Source organism: Micromonospora sp. CPCC 205739 (assembly GCF_036906795.1).
Lineage (GTDB): Bacteria > Actinomycetota > Actinomycetes > Mycobacteriales > Micromonosporaceae > Micromonospora.
The window spans coordinates 1-17,284 of record NZ_JBAKHS010000033.1 but is presented as its reverse complement, the minus strand read 5'-3'; the positions used below and the strand labels follow the sequence as shown (position 1 = coordinate 17,284).

Annotated in this window: 14 protein-coding genes and 1 pseudogene; 6 read left to right on the top strand and 9 right to left on the bottom strand. The window is 71.8% G+C overall.

Annotated elements, in window-relative coordinates:
• Window positions 1–236 precede the first annotated feature (236 nt).
• The 5 genes and pseudogenes from V6U88_RS28515 to V6U88_RS28495 all read left to right on the top strand — a co-directional run.
• Window positions 237–1,013: pseudogene (locus V6U88_RS28515) on the top strand (AfsR/SARP family transcriptional regulator); the annotation flags it as partial.
• A 470-nt stretch (window positions 1,014–1,483) separates the two neighbouring features.
• The gene (locus tag V6U88_RS28510) at window positions 1,484–2,248 is read left to right on the top strand and encodes an FAD-dependent oxidoreductase (protein ID WP_334457710.1); all 765 of its coding nucleotides are present in this window, start codon (window positions 1,484–1,486) and stop codon (window positions 2,246–2,248) included.
• Window positions 2,245–2,562 (top strand): putative quinol monooxygenase, encoded by a 318-nt coding sequence (locus tag V6U88_RS28505; RefSeq protein ID WP_334457708.1) that lies wholly within the window; start codon window positions 2,245–2,247, stop codon window positions 2,560–2,562. The genes V6U88_RS28510 and V6U88_RS28505 overlap by 4 nt, the downstream gene beginning before the upstream one ends.
• Entirely contained in the window at window positions 2,559–3,896 is a 1,338-nt protein-coding gene (locus V6U88_RS28500) for a cytochrome P450 family protein (protein ID WP_334457706.1), read from the top strand. Before V6U88_RS28505 ends, V6U88_RS28500 begins: the two co-directional genes overlap by 4 nt.
• Window positions 3,896–4,567 carry a TcmI family type II polyketide cyclase gene (locus V6U88_RS28495; RefSeq protein ID WP_334457704.1) on the top strand — a complete coding sequence of 224 codons (672 nt, stop codon included), beginning with the start codon at window positions 3,896–3,898 and terminating at the stop codon, window positions 4,565–4,567. Before V6U88_RS28500 ends, V6U88_RS28495 begins: the two co-directional genes overlap by 1 nt.
• A gap of 153 nt (window positions 4,568–4,720) precedes the next feature.
• Here V6U88_RS28495 and V6U88_RS28490 read toward each other — a convergent pair whose 3' ends face one another.
• From V6U88_RS28490 to V6U88_RS28450, 9 genes are all read right to left on the bottom strand, one after another.
• A complete protein-coding gene (locus V6U88_RS28490; protein WP_334457702.1) occupies window positions 4,721–6,334 on the bottom strand; it encodes a glycoside hydrolase family 13 protein in 1,614 nt (537 codons plus the stop codon).
• Window positions 6,331–8,358, bottom strand: coding sequence for a hypothetical protein (locus V6U88_RS28485; protein WP_334457700.1), 2,028 nt, complete (start codon window positions 8,356–8,358; stop codon window positions 6,331–6,333). The genes V6U88_RS28490 and V6U88_RS28485 overlap by 4 nt, the downstream gene beginning before the upstream one ends.
• Before the next feature lie 14 nt (window positions 8,359–8,372).
• Window positions 8,373–9,629 (bottom strand): Gfo/Idh/MocA family protein, encoded by a 1,257-nt coding sequence (locus V6U88_RS28480; RefSeq protein WP_334457698.1) that lies wholly within the window; start codon window positions 9,627–9,629, stop codon window positions 8,373–8,375.
• A gap of 54 nt (window positions 9,630–9,683) precedes the next feature.
• Complete coding sequence (locus tag V6U88_RS28475) at window positions 9,684–10,754, bottom strand: glycoside hydrolase family 130 protein (RefSeq protein ID WP_334457696.1); 1,071 nt, start codon at window positions 10,752–10,754, stop codon at window positions 9,684–9,686.
• A gap of 4 nt (window positions 10,755–10,758) precedes the next feature.
• On the bottom strand, window positions 10,759–11,658 hold the full coding sequence (locus V6U88_RS28470; protein ID WP_334457694.1) for a carbohydrate ABC transporter permease: 900 nt from the start codon (window positions 11,656–11,658) through the stop codon (window positions 10,759–10,761).
• Window position 11,659: 1 nt separating this feature from the next.
• Entirely contained in the window at window positions 11,660–12,586 is a 927-nt protein-coding gene (locus tag V6U88_RS28465) for a carbohydrate ABC transporter permease (RefSeq protein ID WP_334457692.1), read from the bottom strand.
• Window positions 12,583–13,866: an ABC transporter substrate-binding protein gene (locus V6U88_RS28460; protein WP_334457690.1), complete on the bottom strand. Its 1,284-nt coding sequence runs from the start codon at window positions 13,864–13,866 to the stop codon at window positions 12,583–12,585. Before V6U88_RS28460 ends, V6U88_RS28465 begins: the two co-directional genes overlap by 4 nt.
• Window positions 13,867–13,933: 67 nt before the next feature.
• Complete coding sequence (locus V6U88_RS28455) at window positions 13,934–14,971, bottom strand: LacI family DNA-binding transcriptional regulator (protein ID WP_334457689.1); 1,038 nt, start codon at window positions 14,969–14,971, stop codon at window positions 13,934–13,936.
• 134 nt (window positions 14,972–15,105) lie between these two features.
• Window positions 15,106–15,519 (bottom strand): DUF4190 domain-containing protein, encoded by a 414-nt coding sequence (locus tag V6U88_RS28450; protein WP_334457687.1) that lies wholly within the window; start codon window positions 15,517–15,519, stop codon window positions 15,106–15,108.
• 518 nt (window positions 15,520–16,037) lie between these two features.
• Between V6U88_RS28450 and V6U88_RS28445 the strand changes: the two genes are divergently transcribed.
• The gene (locus V6U88_RS28445) at window positions 16,038–16,925 is read left to right on the top strand and encodes an alpha/beta fold hydrolase (protein ID WP_334457685.1); all 888 of its coding nucleotides are present in this window, start codon (window positions 16,038–16,040) and stop codon (window positions 16,923–16,925) included.
• Window positions 16,926–17,284: the final 359 nt, after the last annotated feature.

Here is a 17,284-nt window from a genome sequence, read left to right as displayed (position 1 = left end):
CGCGTGCCGTCGTAGGTCTGGTGTCAACGGGCTGTCACAGGAGACGCACAGATTCCGCCGCGCGGTGACGCTGGGGTGACGCCGACCGCGCAGACTTGCTGCTGAGGCGAGCGATCCCCAGCCCACCCGAGCCCCCTTCACCGGTCCAGCCGGCGGTCGGTCGGCTCCGACAGGCCTTCGCCGTCCATGGTCCCGGTGCAGGGAGTTCGATCGTGAACTGTGAGAAGAGCGCACGGTTGTCCACGGCAGGGGGCACCCCGGCACAGCCGGGGTCCGACGCCGAGCCGAAGGTCCGGCTCCTGCTGCTCGGCGGCTTCCGGCTGCTGCGCGGCAGGCGGCCGGTGGTGGTGCCACGCGGCCTGCAACGCACCATCGCGCTGATCGGGCTGCGCCCGGGTGCGACCCGCGCCCAACTGGCCGGCGCGCTCTGGCCGGAGGTGCCGGAGGAGCGCGCCCTGTCCTCGTTGCGCACCTCGCTGTGGCGGCTGCGCCGGGACCAGTCCTGCCCGGTGCTCACCGACGGCGACACGGTCCGGCTGCACCCGAGGGTCGTCGTGGACGTCGACGAACTCACCCGGGCCGACGCCCGGGTGAGCCAGGGCGGCGGCCCCCGGTCGGCGGCGGTCCTCGCCGCCGGGCGCCACGACCTGCTGCCCGGCTGGTACGACGACTGGGTCCTGCTGGAGCGGGAACGGCTCAGACAGTTGCGGCTGCACCTGCTCGACGAGATGGCTCGGGCCCATCTGCGCGCCGGCGAGCACGGGGAGGCGTTGCAGGCCGCGCTCGAGGCGATGGCGGCCGAACCGCTGCGGGAGACCCCGCACCGGCTGGTGGTCCAGACGCACCTGGCGGAGGGCAACGCGTACGAGGCGCTGCACGCCTACTTCGTCTACCGCGATCTCCTGCGGCGCGAGTTGCAGCTGGAACCGTCCGCGGCGATGCGTGCGCTGATCAGCGACGTGCTCGCCTCGCACGACCGGCTCGCGCGGCGGACCCCGGCCCAGCCGGGGCGCGGTGTCCCGCGACTCGTCCCCGCCCCGTCAACGGTCCCGGACCCGGCGCCGGCCGCCCGTGACGGCGGGGTGACGCGAGGTCCGGCACGGTCGCAGGACGACGTCGTCGCGATCCGGGCGCTGCTGGGCGGGACCTGCCACCCGGCGCCGCAGGGAGCGCCGCTGTTCGGTCCGGGCGACCGGTCGAGGAAGGACGGGCGTCGGCCGTTGTCCCGGCCCTGACGCCGGCGGGCCGGTCGAGGAACCACCTCCGCGGGGAGCAGGAAGGGAGCCGTGATGATCCGCATAACGCTCATCCGTCGAATGGTGCAGCGAGGCGGAGTTCTTCACCTGGAGCGGCAACCACGCACACGCGCAGGAGGAGGCCGGGCCGTTCGCGCCGATCCTCCTCGACTTCCGGCGGCGCCTGTTCCATAGCGTGGCGCACCCCGACAGCAGGCACAGGACCGAGTACGGGCAAGGAGATCGACGTGCACACGACAACGGACGTCCTCATCGTCGGAGCGGGGCCCACCGGGCTGACCGCCGCCGTCGAGCTGGCCCGGCGCGGCATCGAGTGCCGGGTGGTCGAGAAGCGGGCCACCCCGCCGGGGCAGGCCGACAAGGCGATCGGCGTGCACTTCCGCACCATGGAGATCTGGGAGAGCCGGGGCATCGTGCGCGGCGTCGGGCGCGCGGTGCGGATGGCCTTCACCGACGAACTGGACCGCGACGACCTCAAGCGGCAGTTCGTCCAGGAGATGTCCATGTTGCTCAGCTACTCGGACAGCCCCCTGGTCGGCGAGTCCCTGTCCGCTCCCGACGCCCTGCGCGGCGGCCCCGGGCCTGGCGACCGCGCACCCGACGCGGGCGGCCTGCACCGGCGCGGCGTCGGGCACCCGCTGCGCCTGCACGAGCTGACCCACGGCACCCGGCACACGCTGCTGCTCTACGCCGACGGCTCCGCCGACGAGGGCACCATGACCGGCCTCGGCAAGCTCTGCGCCGACGTGCGTCGGCAGACGTCCGGGCAGGTCGACAGCTACCTGCTGCTCAGCCGGGACGCCCCGGTTCCGCCGCTGCTCGATCCGCCGGTGGTCATCGACGCCGGCGGCGGGTTCCGCGCCGCGTACGGCGTCGACGGCACCGGCCTCTACCTGATCCGCCCGGACGGGCACGTCGGGTTCCGCAGCCGGCCGATCGACGCCGACGCGCTCGGCAAGCACCTGCAACTGGTCTTCGGAGGCGCGATATGACGGTACGCACCGTGCTCGCCATGCGTGTCAAGGAGGGGTGCGAGGAACGGTTCGAGGCGGAGTGGCGCTCGGCGGCGGAGGCGGTCCGCGCGCTGGACGGGTGCCTGAACCAGGACCTGGTCCGCGACGCCGACGACCCGCGCAGCTACCTGATCATCAGCGACTGGGCGGATCGCGAACGGCTGGACGCCTTCGGCCGCAGCGAGCACCGGGACCGGCTGCTGCACATGATCCGCGAGCTTCGCGAATCCGCGCAGCGGCACACCTACCAGGTTCTGCACACCGTACGCAGCGAGCCCGAGGAGCCGCGATGACCGAGGACGCCGTACCCGCGTCGCAGCTCTACACCCACGACTTCGCCGCCAATCCCTATCCCACCTTCGCTCGGCTGCGGGCGGAGAAGCCGGTGTGCCCGATCAGTTCGCCGCGGTTCGACTCCTACCTGATCACCCGGTTCGACGATGCCAGGGCGGCGCTGGTCGACCCGCGGCTGTCCAAGGATCTCTACGGCCCGGGCCAGGAGTACCTGCGGATCTTCGGGCCCAACTCCGAGGCGTTGAACAAGAACATGCTCAACGCGGACCCGCCCGAGCACACCAGGCTGCGCCGGATCGTGTCGCAGGCGTTCGCGCCGCGCCGGGTCGAGGCCCTGCGGCCGCGCGTCGCGGAGATCGTGGACAACCTGCTCGACAAGGTCATCCCGCAGGGCCGGGCCGAGCTGATGCACGACTTCGCGATCCCGCTACCGATGATGGTGATCAGCCAATTGCTCGGCATCCCGGAGACCGACCACGAGCCGGTCCTCGACTGGACCCAGGTGATCAGGACGTCCGGGTCGTCCGGCCGTAGCCCTCAACAGGACCGGGCGGCCGTGCAGGAGGCCCAGCTGCGGCTGCACCACTATCTCGCCGACCTGGTCCAGGCCAAACGCGAGCACCCCGGCGACGACATGATCAGCGCCCTGATCGACGCCTGCGAGCACGACGGCAAGCTCTCCGAATCCGAACTGATCACCACCACGTTCCTGCTGCTGTTCGCCGGGCACCAGACCACCGCGGACTTCCTCGGCAACGCGACGGTGGCGTTGCTGACCAATCCCGACCAGCTCGACCTGCTGCGCGCCAAGCCGGAACTACTGCCCTCGGCGATCGAGGAACTGCTGAGATTCGACGGCCCGTTGCCGGTCGCCAGTCCCCGGATCGCCACCGAGGACGTCGAGTACCAGGGCGTCCGCATCCCGCGCGGGTCGATCGTCGGCGTGGTGATCAACGCGGCGAACCACGACCCGGCCCACTTCGTCGACCCGGACCGGCTGGACCTGCGCCGCGTGCGGGGCCCGCACATCGGCTTCGGCCACGGCGTCCACTACTGCCTCGGGGTCTCGCTGGCCCGGATGGAGGCACAGATCGCCATCGAGGCGCTGCTGACCCGGCTACCGGAGCTGCGGCTCGCGGTGCCGGTCGCCGAGCTGCGCCGGCTGCCGGCCGGGTCACCGTTCCGTGGCCTGCTGGAGCTTCCGGTCGAGTTCACCGCCGGGGGCGCCGCAGCGCCGCCCCCGATCGGCGCGGGCGCCGCAGCGCCGCCACCGATCGGCAGCCAGAGATCACCGTCCACGCAATCACGCGTCCACACACCCGAGGAGCGGTAATGGTCTTCCGTAACGTGATCGTCTGTCACATGGTGCCAGGCAGTGACGACATCGTCGGCGATGTCTTCGGCTACTACGACAAGTCAACCCGACCGCAGGACCTCGGCGTGATCGGACGCCGGCTGCTGTCGCTGGACGACCTCTACATCCATGTGATCGAACGCAAGGAAGACCCGAGGATCTCCGGCCAGAAGCGGGGACTGCCGGCGTTCCAGAAGATCGCCGAAGCAATCGCCCCGTACGTGACGCCGTACCCGAGATACTGGAAGAACCCGTCCGACTCCGTCGCCAAGGAGTTCTACAGCTGGGTCCCGGACGCCGACTCCGCACCGGAGTCGTCCAACCGGAAGCTCACCGTCGTCATCGGACGGATCAAGCCCGGCGCGGAGCCCGATGTCGCGCGCATCTTCGGCGAGTCCGACGCCGGGTCGCTGCCGGTCCAGCTGGGCGTCACCGGACGCTGGCTGTACTCGATCGACGATGTCTACGTGCACCTGCTGGAGCGCACCGCCGCGGCGGCCGACGGCGCGGGACCTGACCACAACCAGCCGGCCTTCGCCAAGGTCATGGCGGAGCTGAGTCCGTACATCAGCCCGTACAACCCGGAGACGTGGCACGGGCCGAAGGACTCGGTGGCCAAGGAGTTCTACCGCTGGCAGGCAGAGGACTGACGATCACGGCAGAGCGCTGAGGATCAGCAGGTCAGCGGTTCGGGTCCTCCGGGCGCGCAACATCACCAGGCACTCGACCCGCGGGATCGCGGATCGAGTGCCTGGTAGTGTCCGCCTGCCGCGGACGATGGGTGTCACGGCGTGGTCGACCACTTACGACGGTACGAACCAGACCGCGGCGTCCGGCGGTAGCAGGAGGATCGGGTCGGCCGCCTCAAGCGGTGCACTCGCCAGCAGTACCCGTCCAACGCCGGTCAGCGGCGCCGCCCGGTCGCCGACGTTGACCACGCAGCCGAACCCGTCGCCGCGTCGAAGAGCCACCACGTCCGGCCCGGTATCCCACCAGGTCAGCTCGTCGAAGGCGGCAACACCGTTGCCCAGCTCTCGGCGTAGCCGGATCGCCGCGCGGTAGAGCGCCAGGGTGGAGTCCGGTTCCGCCGTCTGCCGCTGCACGCTCCAGGCGCCCCAGCCGTCGGGCTGCGGCAGCCACGGCGGGTCGGCTCCCTCGGGCGAGAAGCCGTACGTTGCGCCGTCCGTCGTCCACGGGATCGGCACCCGGGACCCGTCCCGCCCGCGCACGGTCCGCCCGGAACGTTCCCAGAGCGGGTCACGGAGCGCCTCGTCGGGCAGGTCCACCTGAGGCAACCCCAGCTCCTCCCCCTGGTAGACGTAGGCCGCGCCGGGCAGCGCCAACATCAGCAGGGCGGCGGCCCGCGCCCGGCGCAGCCCCCGCTCTCCGCCGCCGTAGCGGGTGCCGGACCGGACCGCGTCGTGGCTGTTCAGCACCCACGCCGGCAGGGCATCCACCCGGCGGTACGCCTCGAGCGTGCGCCCGATGGTGTCCCGCAGCGCCGGGGCGGACCAGTCGCATTCCAGTAGCTCGAAGGTGAACGCCTGGTGCAACTCGTCCGGCCGGACGTAGCGGGCCTGCCGGTCGGCGTCGAAGAGGCACACCTCCCCGATCAGCGCCCGTTCCCTCGGCGCCGAGTCGACCATGGTCCGCCACTGCCGGTACAGAGCGTGCAGCGGCGCCTGGTCGAAGAAGGGCATCAGGTGGTTGCGGCGGAACTCGGTGTGCTGTCCGGGGCCTGCGTCGACCAGGTCGGGGTGCTTGAACAGGGCGTGCGCCATGTCGATGCGCAACCCGTCCACGCCCCGGTCGAGCCACCACCGGATGATCTCCCCGTACTCCGCCGGCACCTGCGGGTCGTCCCAGTTCAGGTCGGGTTGCTCGGGGCTGAACAGGTGCAGGTACCACTCGTCGGGCCCGCCGTTCGGGCTCGGCACCCGCCGCCAGGCGCTCCCGCCGAACGCCGAACGCCAGTCGTTGGGTGGCCGGTCCGGGTGGTCCTCGTCGACTGGACGGAAGACGTACCGGCGGCGGGCGGCGCTGCCCGGCGGTGCGGCGAGCGCCGCCCGGAACCAGGGGTGCCGGTCCGAGGTGTGGTTGGGCACCAGGTCGCAGACGACCCGCAGGCCGAGCCGGTGCGCCTCGGCGACGAGCGCGTCGACGTCGGCGAGGGTGCCGAAGAGCGGGTCGACGTCGCGATGATCCACGATGTCGTATCCGCCGTCGACCATCGGTGACGGGTAGAACGGGGTCAGCCAGACGGCGTCCACACCGAGGGAGACCAGGTGGGGCAGGCGGGCGGTCACCCCGGGCAGGTCACCGGTCCCGTCTCCGTCCGAGTCGGCGAAGCTGCGGACGTACACCTGGTAGCAGACGCCGCCGCGCCACCACGGCTGGCCCGGCGCGGACTCGGTCAACGGTGGACCAGGGTGAAGCCGCCGGGCAGCACGGTGACCCGCAGCTGGGTGGCGGTGCTGGTGTGCCGGGAGTGGAGCGCGCCCGCCGCGTCGTACACCTCGACGGTGGCCGGTCCGGTGCCGTCGGCGGTGACCTGCGCGGTCTGGCTGGCCCGGGCGGCACTGCGCAGCAGCGTCGTGCTGTGTCCGTCGCCGGCCAGGGTGAGCCGGGAGACCAGCGGTTCCAGCATGACCGCGTCGACGGTGGCCCGGTTGCCGGCCGTCGCCTGAGCGGTCAGTTCGGTGGCGTGGGCGGCGAGTTCCCGGGGCAGGGTGACCGGGAGCAGCGCACCCGGCGCCGGGGAGTTGCCCTGGCCGCCGACCCGGGCGTGGTCGACCTCGCCGAGCGGTCCGGCGTCGCTGTGCCAGACGGTCCGGGCCGGTACGCCGGGGCGTAGGTTCACCACCGGCAGCACCAGCCGGGGCTGGTCGGCCGGTGGGAGCTGCCAGCGCAGCCCGGCCCCGGCGGGCAGGTCGACGTAGCTTCCGCTGATCAGCGATTCGCCGGTCCACGCCGACGGCGGGGTGACCACGGTCGCGCCGCCCTGACGGGAGCCGTCCTCGGCTTCCAGGGTCACCGTGCCGACCCGTTCGACGATCTCGGTGTGGTGGGCGAGTGCGGCCAGTCCCGGCCGGGCGTCCAGGGCGAGCATGCTGAGCAGGGTGTGGATGGTGGACTCGGCGCCGGAGTTCCGGTTGACCTGCCCGTCGCCGTTGATGCCGTCGATGGCCCGGCCGGTGTGCGGGTCGTAGCCGGGTGTCCGGGCCGGGTTGGCGCCGAAGTACCAGGCGGCGGCGAGGGCGGCGAGCTGCGCGAATCCGGAACGTCCGGTGGCGTCGGCGACGGCGAGCAGGGACTGCACGCGGGAGTCGACGCCGTAGGCGATCTGGGTCCGGTCGGTGCGGGTGGGCAGCCGGCCGTTGTCCGGGCCGCCGGAGGTGAGCAGCCAGGGGGTGAAGACGGCGGAGTCGGTCACGGCGGGGCCGAGCAGGGTCCGGTCGTCGAGTGCCTGCGCGGCCCGGGCGAGCGCGGCCGGCATCTGGGCGCCCCAGCCGTGCCAGACGGAGCGGGACAGCGCCCAGGGTCGTACCGAGCCGAACGGCCATTCCCGCACGCCGCCGTCGGCGAGGGCGGCGATTCCCTCGGCGAGTTGGCGCAGCGCCCGGCGGGCGGTGGCGCCGCCGCCGGCTTCGACGTAGGCGGCGAGTCCGAGGACCGCTTCGGCGGTGGCGTCCGCGCCGTCGACGATCAGCCAGGCCGGGGTACGGTCCCCGTCGATGATCTGCCACTGGCCGTGGCGGACGAGCACCTGACGCTGCACGGCGGCGATCGCCAGGTCGAGGCGGTCGCGCAGGAAGCCGGCGAAGTCCGGGTCGGTCTCGCGGAACGCCGCGTACCCTTCGCCGAGCGCCCAGATGGTCCGGGCCAGCCAGTACGACGCGTCGCTGTCGGACGGGTCGGGCAGTTCCTTCGGCTCGGCGCTCGGGTTGAGCGTGCCGTCCGGCTGCATCCACAGCACCACGTTGCCGGCGTACGGGCCGTCGGCGGTCTGCAGGTATGTCAGCCCGCGCAGGAGCTGGTAGGCGGCGTTCCGGCTGGTGGCGGTCGCGGTCTGCCGCCAGTGCCGCAGGTAGACCACCGCGGCTCGGGAGATGTCGTCGGCGTTGTAGGCGCCCTGCCCCCAGGTGTCGGTCTCCAGGTCGTACGCGCCACCGCCGACGCGGCGGAACACGCCGTCCGGCCCGGGTTCGGCGTAGGTCCAGAGCACCCCGACTTCCGGGGTGTCGGCGAGCCGGTAGGTGGTGTGCCCGTGCTGGTCCGGCGGCGTGACGTCCTGCCGGAGGAAGCCCAGGTGGTCGAGGTTGGTCAGCGGCCTCTCAGGCGTGGCCGTACTCCGTCGGGTGTCGGCGGCTTCGGCCGCCGTGGGGGTCAACAGCGGAGCGGTGACGGCGAGGCCGCCCAGCAGCAGCGATCGGCGTTTCACGGGGGTCTCCTCGGTCAGGACGGGCAGGCTGTGGGGTGTTCCGGGGACCGCCGTCCAAGGTGGATGGTGCGGTCCTTGCGGGCGGAGCGGGCGGCCGCGGCGGCGACGGTCACCGCGGTGGCGCCCTCGGTGATTCCGGCGACGGGTCGGTCGCAGGTGCGGACGCAGCGCACCAGGTCGTGCATGGCGGCGCGGACGCTCTCGGCGTAGACGTGTGGTTTGGCGGCCTCGCCGCCGAGGTCGAGAGTGATCCGGCAACGGTGTGGCAGCCGCCGCTCGTGGCCCCGTTCCCGGGCGTGTTCCGGGCCGGCGTGCCGGTGCACCGCCACCGTGACGGCGGCCGGGTCGGGCAGCCGGTGCCCGTCAACGGCGAGCAGTTCCCCGGACCGGGCCGGCAGGCCCTCGACCAGCGCCGCTCCGGCGTCATCGGTCCAGAGGTCGACGATGGCGTGCACCGGGATCCAACCGGTCACCCGGGCCTCGGCGGTGCCGAAGTCGATCCGCATCAGTTGCCGCTCGCAGCGGTGGGCGTGGCTGAAGCCGTGCGCGAAGGTCGCCACCGCGCCGTCCGGATAGCGGGTGGTGGCGACCGCCAGGTCGACGAGGTTGCTGCCGGGGCGGTGGCCGAGCATGCCCTGCACCGATTCGGGGACCGCGCCGACGAGGGCGTCGGCCACGTCGAAGAAGTGCACGCCGTGCTCGACGAAGATCCCGCCGCTGACCCGCTCGTCCCAGAACCAGTGCCCCGGGCCGAGGTCCTCGTCGCTGGCGTCATTCTCGAAGGCGAGCTGCCGGACCGGACCGAGCAGCGGGTCGGACGGGGCACCGGGCGGCGCGGCGAACCGTGGGTCACGCAGCCGAGCCAGCGCCCGTACCACGGGGTTGTAGCGCAGCACGTGGTCGACCACCAGGACGCGACCGGTGGCCGCGACCGCGTCCCGGATGGCGACGGCCTCGTCCTCGTTGACGGCCAGGGGTTTCTCGGCGAAGACATGCCGACCGGCGCGCAGCGCCGCGAGGGTGGTCTCCGCGTGCCCGGCCGGCGGGGTGGCCACCACCACGACGTCCACGTCGTCGGCCGTGACCAGCGCCCGCCAGTCCGGCACCGGCCGGGCGGCCAGGATCCCGGCCAGCCGCCCGGCCCGGTCGGTGTCCGGGTCCGCGACCACGGTCACTGTCACCGCCGGCAGGTCCCGCAGGGCGCCAGTGAGGAAGGTGGCGAAGCCACCGGCCCCGACGATGCCGAGGCGCAGCGCGGCCTGGCCGGTCACCGGATCCGCCCCCGTCGGTGCAGCCCGGCGCGATGGCCGGCCGGGCCGCACGGCTCACCGGACACGGTCGAGCCGGGCGACGCCGATCTTGGCGTCGGCCATTCCGTAGAAGACGTACCGGACGCCGTCCACCTCCTCGATCGCGGTCGGGAAGACCACGTTCGGGACGGTGCCGGAGCGCTCGTCCTCAGTCTCGGGCACCAGGACCGGCTCGGCGGTGCGGGCCAGCACCCGACCCGGGTCGGCCGGGTCGAGCAGCATCGCCCCGGCCGCGTACTCGACCTGCTGTGTGCTGGGGTCGAAGGGGTCGGGGATGTGGCCGGTCACCCCGTGGTGGATGAGCAGCCAGCCCTCCGGCACCCGGACCGGCGGCGGGCCGGCACCGATCTTCAGCTCCTCGTAGGGGAACTCGGACAGGGCGACGCAGCGGTGGTCGCGGAGCCGGACCAGGGCGGTGATGTCGGCGTGCACCTCCTCGGCCGGGACGTAGGAGATCCAGATGCCGGGCCGCTCGTCGGTGATCCCGGCCGGCAGGTGCACCCCCTCGCCGGGACGGAACCAGCCCAGGTCCCACATCGGTCGGTGCAGCATCGCGTAACAGGGGCCACCGTCCGGGCCGGGCACCGGCTCGGGGAAGAAGACCGCATCCTTGTTCGGAAAGAGGTTCAGGTCTGTGTCCAGGTCCGGTTGGTATGCGAACTGCACCGGACCGAGCCGCCGCCAGGTGCGTAGGTCGGTGGAGACGGCCAGGGCCAGGCGTGGGCCCAACGGACCATAGGCGACGTACGTCATCAAGTGGCTGCCGAGGCCCGGCACCCAGGTGGTGCGCGGATCCTCGACCCCGGCGTTGTTCAACCCGCGCTCCCACCCCTCGTCGGGGGCGAGGACCACGCCGCGCCGGGCCACCCCGGCCGGCACCCCGTCGTGGAACTCGACCTCGGCGAGCCCGACCCGGGAGACGTTCCCCTCGGCGACCAGCCGCGGCAGCAGGTGCAGCTTCCCATCGGGGGTACGGCCGCTGGCCGGGTTCAACACCCCCTCGGCTTCCAGCGGCTCGCCCGGTGCGGGTGCCATGACGACGCCCAGTCGGGTGAGGGTGTACGGGACGGCAGCGGAGACAGTCAACGGTTCAACCCTTTACGCCAGATCCGATGTTGTTCGAGGTGAAGTGCTTCTGGAAGGCGACGAAGAGCGCCACGGCCGGGGCGGCGAGGACGCAGGCGCCGGCGAGGACCGCCCCGTACGGGTTGGCCGCCCGCGCGGCAACGTTGCTCAGATAGTTGGCGAGCGAGACCGCCAGCGGCTGCATGTCGGTCTGCTTGGTGATCAGGAACGGCCAGAGGAACTCGTTCCACGGGCCGATGAAGGTCAGCAGCACCACGGTCAGCAGTGCCGGACGGACCAGGGGCAGCGCGACCGACCAGAGGATGCGCAGTTCGCTCGCGCCGTCCACCCGGGCGGCGGCGAACAGGTCGGCCGGCAGTTGCAGGAAGAACTGCCGGAAGATGAAGACCGCCGTGGTGTTGATCGCGAACGGCAGGATCATGCCGAGGTAGGAGTCGGCCAACCCGTAGCCGCGCACGATCAGCACGTACAGCGGGATCAGCAGGAGCTGGAACGGGACCACCTGGACCAGCAGGACCAGGCTGAACAGCGCGCCGCGGCCCCGGAAGCTGAGCTGTGCCAGCGCGTAGCCGGCGAGCAGGCCGAACACGACCGTGCCGAGGATGACCCCGCCGGTGAAGATGCCGGAGTTGACCAGCGACCGCAGCAGATTGATCTCGGTGTTGATCTCCCGGTAGTTGTCCAGGGTGAGGCCGTCGGTGGGGAACGCCCCGGCCGGGGAGGTGTCCGGTTCGGCCTGCAACGACCCGATGAACATGTAGTAGAAGGGGAAGAGGAAGGCCAGCGAGAAGGCGATCAGCGCCGCGGCCCGCAGCACCCGGCCGAGGGTGCCGGGGCGGCGGGCTACCGGCGTGGGCGTGACGGTGGGCGCGGTTCCGGCTGCGCCGAGGGTCCGGGTCGACATGTCAGGACCTTTCCAGCAGTCGACGGTTGATCATCGATACGCTGACGACGCCGACGACGAGCAGCACCCCGATCGCCGCCGCCACGTCCGGGTTGCCCTGCTCGATGCCGCGCTGGTACATCAGCAGCACCGGAGAGGTGGAGGCGCCGTTCGGGCCGCCGCCCCCGGTCAGCAGGTAGGGCTCGGTGAAGAGGTTCGCGCCGGTGATGGTCGCCACGATCACGACCAGGGTGGTGGCCGGGCGGACCGCCGGTACGGTCACCGAACGGAACCGCTGCCACGCACTCGCCCCGTCCACCGCTGCCGACTCGTACAGCTCCTTCGGCACGTTCTGCAACGCGGCGAGGTAGAGCAGGATGAAGAAGCCGAGCTGCTTCCAGGCCACGAAGACCGCGATGAGCGGCATCGCGAGCGTCTCGTTGACCAGCCAGGACGGGTCCGGGGCGAGCGGGCCGAGGACCGTGTTGACCAGGCCGTCCGAGCTGAACAGGAAGAGCCACACCCCGACCACGGCAACGCTGGCCGTCACATAGGGCACGTAGTAGGCGACCCGCAGGAAGGTGCGCCCCCGGATGGCCTGGTTGAGCGCCACGGCGAGGGTTAGCGACAGCACCGCGGTGAGCGGGACGTTGATCAGCAGGAAGACCAGGATGTTACCGAACGCCTTCCGGACCCCCGGGTCGCCGAGCACCGTGCGGTAGTTCTCCAGCCCGACGAAGGGACGCTCGACCTGGGCTCCCGGCGCGGCGAAGAAGTAGTCGTGGAAGCTCATCCAGACGGCGAACCCGAACGGATACGCGAAGACCAGCACGAGGAACGCCGCGTACGGCGCGATCAGGGCCAGCCCGACCGGGTGACGGCCGATCAGAGCCGTCACCGGTCGGCGGCCGGGGCGCGGGTGCGCGCCCCGGGTGAGGTGAGCGGTCATCGCTGGCCGGCTAGCCCGTCGACCTTCTTCGCGGCGTCGCCGAACGCGTCGGCCACCGACCGCTTACCGAAGATCACCGACTCCGAGTAGGCGTCCCGGAACGTCTGCCAGATGGTGATGGAGTTCGGCACGTTCGAGACCTCGACGGTGCGCCCGGCCTGGTCGGCGAAGTCACGGTAGGCGGGCTTCTCGGTGAAGAAGTCCGGGTAGGTGGCGGTCAGGTTGGCGCGCAGCGGCATCTGGCCGGTCGCCTTCAGCAGCGCGCCGTCCTGCTCCTGGCTGGTGGCGAACTTCAGCACCTCCCAGGCGGTGCCCCGGTTCTGGCAGGAGGAGTACATCGCGACGTTCTTGGCGTCGCTGAAGGTCTTGATCTCGGCGGCGGGCTTGCCGGCGGAGGTGGGGATCGGCTTCAGCCCCCACTTGATCTTGTCGCCGTACACGGGGATCGCCCACGGGCCGACGATGGCCATGGCGGACTTGCCCTCGCCGAAGGCGTCACCGTTGTACTGCTCCTTCGGGACCAGGCCCTCGGCGTAGAGCGTCTTCCAGAAGTCGGCGACCCGCTGTCCCTCGGCCGAGCTGAACTGCGCCTTGCCGTCCTCGACGAGCTGCTTCCCGCCGGTCTCGGCGATGAACAGCGGGTAGAAGTCGAACCAGGACTGGAAGAACTGGCTGGCCGGCGAGGGATAGATGGCCGCCTGCGCCGCACCGGAGGACTTGATCTTGCGGCTCGTGTCGAGGAACTCCGCGTACGTGCTGAGCGGCGGATTCTCCGGGTCGACGCCGGCCTTCTGCATGACCGCCTTGTTGTAGACGATCATGACGGGGTTCGCCTTCCAGGGCATCTGGTAGTACTTGCCGTCCGGCGACCGGTACTGCTCGGCGGCCGAACCGGTTCGCTGTTCGAGGTAGCCCTTGGCGCCGTCGAAGTCGTCCAGCGCGACCAGCCCGCCCTGCTTCTGGAACTGCGGCACGGCGGCCGGGGCGGTGTTGAAGATCAGGCAGGGCGCGTTCCCGGCGGTGATCGCGGCGCCGATGACCTCCTCGGAGGACTTGCCGGCCGGGATCTCCTGCGCGGTGATCTTCTGGTCGGCGTGCTGGCCGTTCCACGCCTCGACCATCGCGTTGCCCCAGGCCAACTCCTCCTTGTTGTTCGACAGCCAGATGGTGATCGGCCCCTTGGTCGAGGAATCGGCCTTGGCGCCGGAGTCGCCGCCACCGCAGGCTGCGGTGAGGCCGAGGGAGAGGGCGAGGAAGGCAGCGGGGACGGTACGTCTCATATCGGTCTCCGATCTCGACTGCCGTGACGTTGCACCGACCAGGCCGAGGCGATGCCCGGGCGGTGGGTCACGGCGATTGGTGTGGTGTGGGTGGTGGAGCGGTGGAGGCGCGGACGACGAGCTGCGCGGGGGGCATCTCGACGTCCGGGCCGCCGTTGCCGTCGATGAGGTCGAGCAAGGTACGGGCGGCGACGCCGCCCCAGCCGGACGGATCGGTCCGGACGCTGGTCAGCGCCGGGCTGATGTGGGCGGCCAGTTCGGTGTCGTCGAAGCCGGTGACCGAGAGTTGGCCGGGGACGTCGAGGCCACGTTCCCGGGCCACGGCCATGCCGGCCATCGCCATCACGTCGTTGGCGTAGATGATCGCGCTCGGCGAGTCGGCCAGGTCGAGCAGGTGGTGGGTGGCCCGGGCCCCACCGGCCGCCGAGAAGTCGGACGACACGCAGGGACCGGGGGACAGTCCGGCGTCCCGTAGCGCGTTCTCCCAGGCGTCCCGCCGCGCCGAGCCGTGCAGGAAGTCGTCCGGGCCGGCGACGTGCGCGACGTGCCGGTGCCCCAGCTCCACCAGATGCCGTACCGCGGCGGCGATCCCTGGCCGATCGTCGACGAGCACCGCCGGGAACGGGGTGGGCACGTCGGGACGGCCGAGGGTGACGGCGGGCAGCCGCAACTCCTCCAGCAGGGCGATCCGCGGATCGGCGACCCGCAGGTCCAGCAGGAACACCCCGTCCACCCGACCGTCGGCGGCCAGCCGCCGGTAGCCGTTCTCCTCCGCCCGCTGACTGGTGACCACCTGGAGAACCAGCGCCTGGCTCTGCTCGGCGAGGACGCGTTCCACACCGGCGATGAAGGCGGGGAAGAACGGGTCGGCGCCGAGCAGTTCCGGTGGGCGGGCGAGCACCAGGCCGACGGCGAACGCCCGGGAGTTGGACAGGGCCCGGGCTCGATGGCTCGGGGTCCAGCCCAGCTCCTTCGCCACCGCCAGGATCCGCCGGCGGGTCTCCTCGGCCACCCCGGGCCGGCCGTTGAGGGCGAAGGAGACCGCTCCCTTGGAGACTCCCGCGGCACGGGCGACGTCGATGATCGTCGGTCGGCGCTGGCTCACCGACTCGACCTCCTTCCCGTACCTGCGGGTCCTGGAGCGAGCACCGGTCGCTAAACCGGTTTGGAAGATGCTAGACCGGTTTAGCAAGCGGATCAATGGCTGGCTCCGGTGGACTCTCCGACGGGCGCAGTCCTTTATGGAGTAGCGGTAGGCGTCGGGGTGGCGGCGCCGATGACGCCGCCGAAGGAGACCATGACGGTGAGCGCGACCGCCGGGGTGACGAAGACGTAGCCGAGCACCAGCCCGGCGGCGGCGATGCCGCGCCTGGACTTCCGGCCTTCGCGGGTCTCGTGCAGCCCGATGTGCCCGAGGACGACGGCGAGCAGGCAGGAAAGGCCGAACACACACCATCCGCCGAGCACGCCGACGATGCCGAGCACCATCGCGGCGGTGGCGGTGCCGGACGTGGGCGGTGCCGCGATCAGCAGCGGCGCCGGATACGGCGCGGCAGGCGGATACGGCACGGCAGGCGGGTAGGGGCCGGTGGGGACGGCCGAGACCGGTGGCAGGGGCCGGGTCGGTTCGTGGCCGGGCTGAGGGTAGGTCATCGTCGCGGTTCCTGCGGGCCACCTCGGCGCCCGGCCCGAGCCGACCGCGCAGCATCAGCTGCTTGGCCCGGCCCTGCCGGCACGCGGCCACGGCCGGTCGGACCCGCCGCCAGTAGTCGTCGATGCCGCGTTTGCCGCCGTGCGGTCGCCGCCGGGCGGCTTCTCCGCGCCGACGCCGTGCGCCTCCGCAGCCTCGACAGGCGCTGTCGACCCGGGCACGATGCCCGGCTGGCTTCAGGCGTTCGTCAAGGTCACCCGGTCACGCAGCTGGTGGCCTCGGTGCGCGCGGCGATGTCGGGCTCGTCCGACCCGTCGAGCATGAGGTGGATGCTGCTGTGGAGCGCGGGTTTCGTGCTGGTCTTCGGCACGCTGACGGCGTACCGCTACCACCGCCGCTGATCCCGCCGGACGACGGGCACGGCCACGTCCGTGGCGGCGCCCGCCCGCACGGCACCCGCCACGCACGACGGGTCCGCCCTCGGCGGTTTGCCTGGGTCAAGGGCGGGTAGGGCGGGGTCATGGGAGCCGTTCCCGTGGCGCACCGGGTCGTCGACGTCGACGGCATCCGCACCTTCTACCGGGAGGCCGGGCCAGTGGACGCCCCGGTGGTGCTGCTGCCGCACGGCTACCCGTCCTCGTCGTTCCAGTTCCGCAATCTCATGCCGGCGCTCGGCGACCGCTGGCGGCTGCTCGCCCCCGACCTGCCGGGCTTCGGCTACACCCGCGCCGACGCCGACCAGTTCGCCTACACCTTCGACGGGTACGCCCACTTCCTGCGGCGGTTCACCGACGTCCTCGGGTTGCGTCGCTACGCCATCTACCTGCAGGACTACGGCTCCCAGTTCGGGCTGCGGCTGGCCATGAGCGCGCCGGAACGGGTCGCCGCGCTGGTCATCCAGAACGGCGACATCTACGAGGAACAGCACGGACCCAAGTACGCGCCGCTGAAGAAGATGTGGGCCGATCCGAACCCGCAGGCGCTGGCCGAGGTGGCGGAACACGTGTCGGAGAGTGGGTTCCGCGACGAGTTCCTGGGCGAGGTGCCCGGCGAGATCGCCGACCGGATCAGCCCTGACCTGTGGACGCTCTCCTGGGCGCAGGTGGGCCAGCCGCCCGGCCCCGACCACCTCGTGCACCTGATCGCCGACCAGCGCACCACCGTGGACTGGTTCCCGCGTCAGCAGGCGTACCTGCGTGAGCACCGGCCACCCACGCTGATCGTCTGGGGGCCGCACGACGGCTACATGCCCGAGGGCGCCGCCCGCGCGTACCTGCGCGACCTCCCGGACGCCGAGCTGCACCTGCTCGACGGCGGCCACTGGCTGCTGGAGACCCACCTCGACGAGGTGGTGTCGCTGATGCGCGACTTCCTCGGCCGCGTCCACCGTCCTCACGCCGGGACGTAGGCGGGGTATTTCGGGGCCGTCGGCAGGGGATCTCCGCCGTTGCGTCACCAGCGAGTTCGGCTGGTGGGCAAGCATGCGCGTTGCCCAGCCGGACGGGTTTCATCGATCTCAGCCCTAAAGAGACGCGTGTGTGGGAAAGTCCGATTTACCCATATTTGCGCTTAGGTGCCGTCTCCGGTCGCTGTCGTGGCGACGCCCGCCGGAGACGCACCCATGAGAGGGCACATCGTGACAGTTACTCCAATTCGTCGTCTTCGGCGAGCGGTACTGCCGGCGCTCGCAGCCGTCACCGCGGCCGGCGCGGCCGTCGCCGTGCTGATCGTCAGCGGCACCGGCGCGAGCGCCGCTGAAGCACCGGT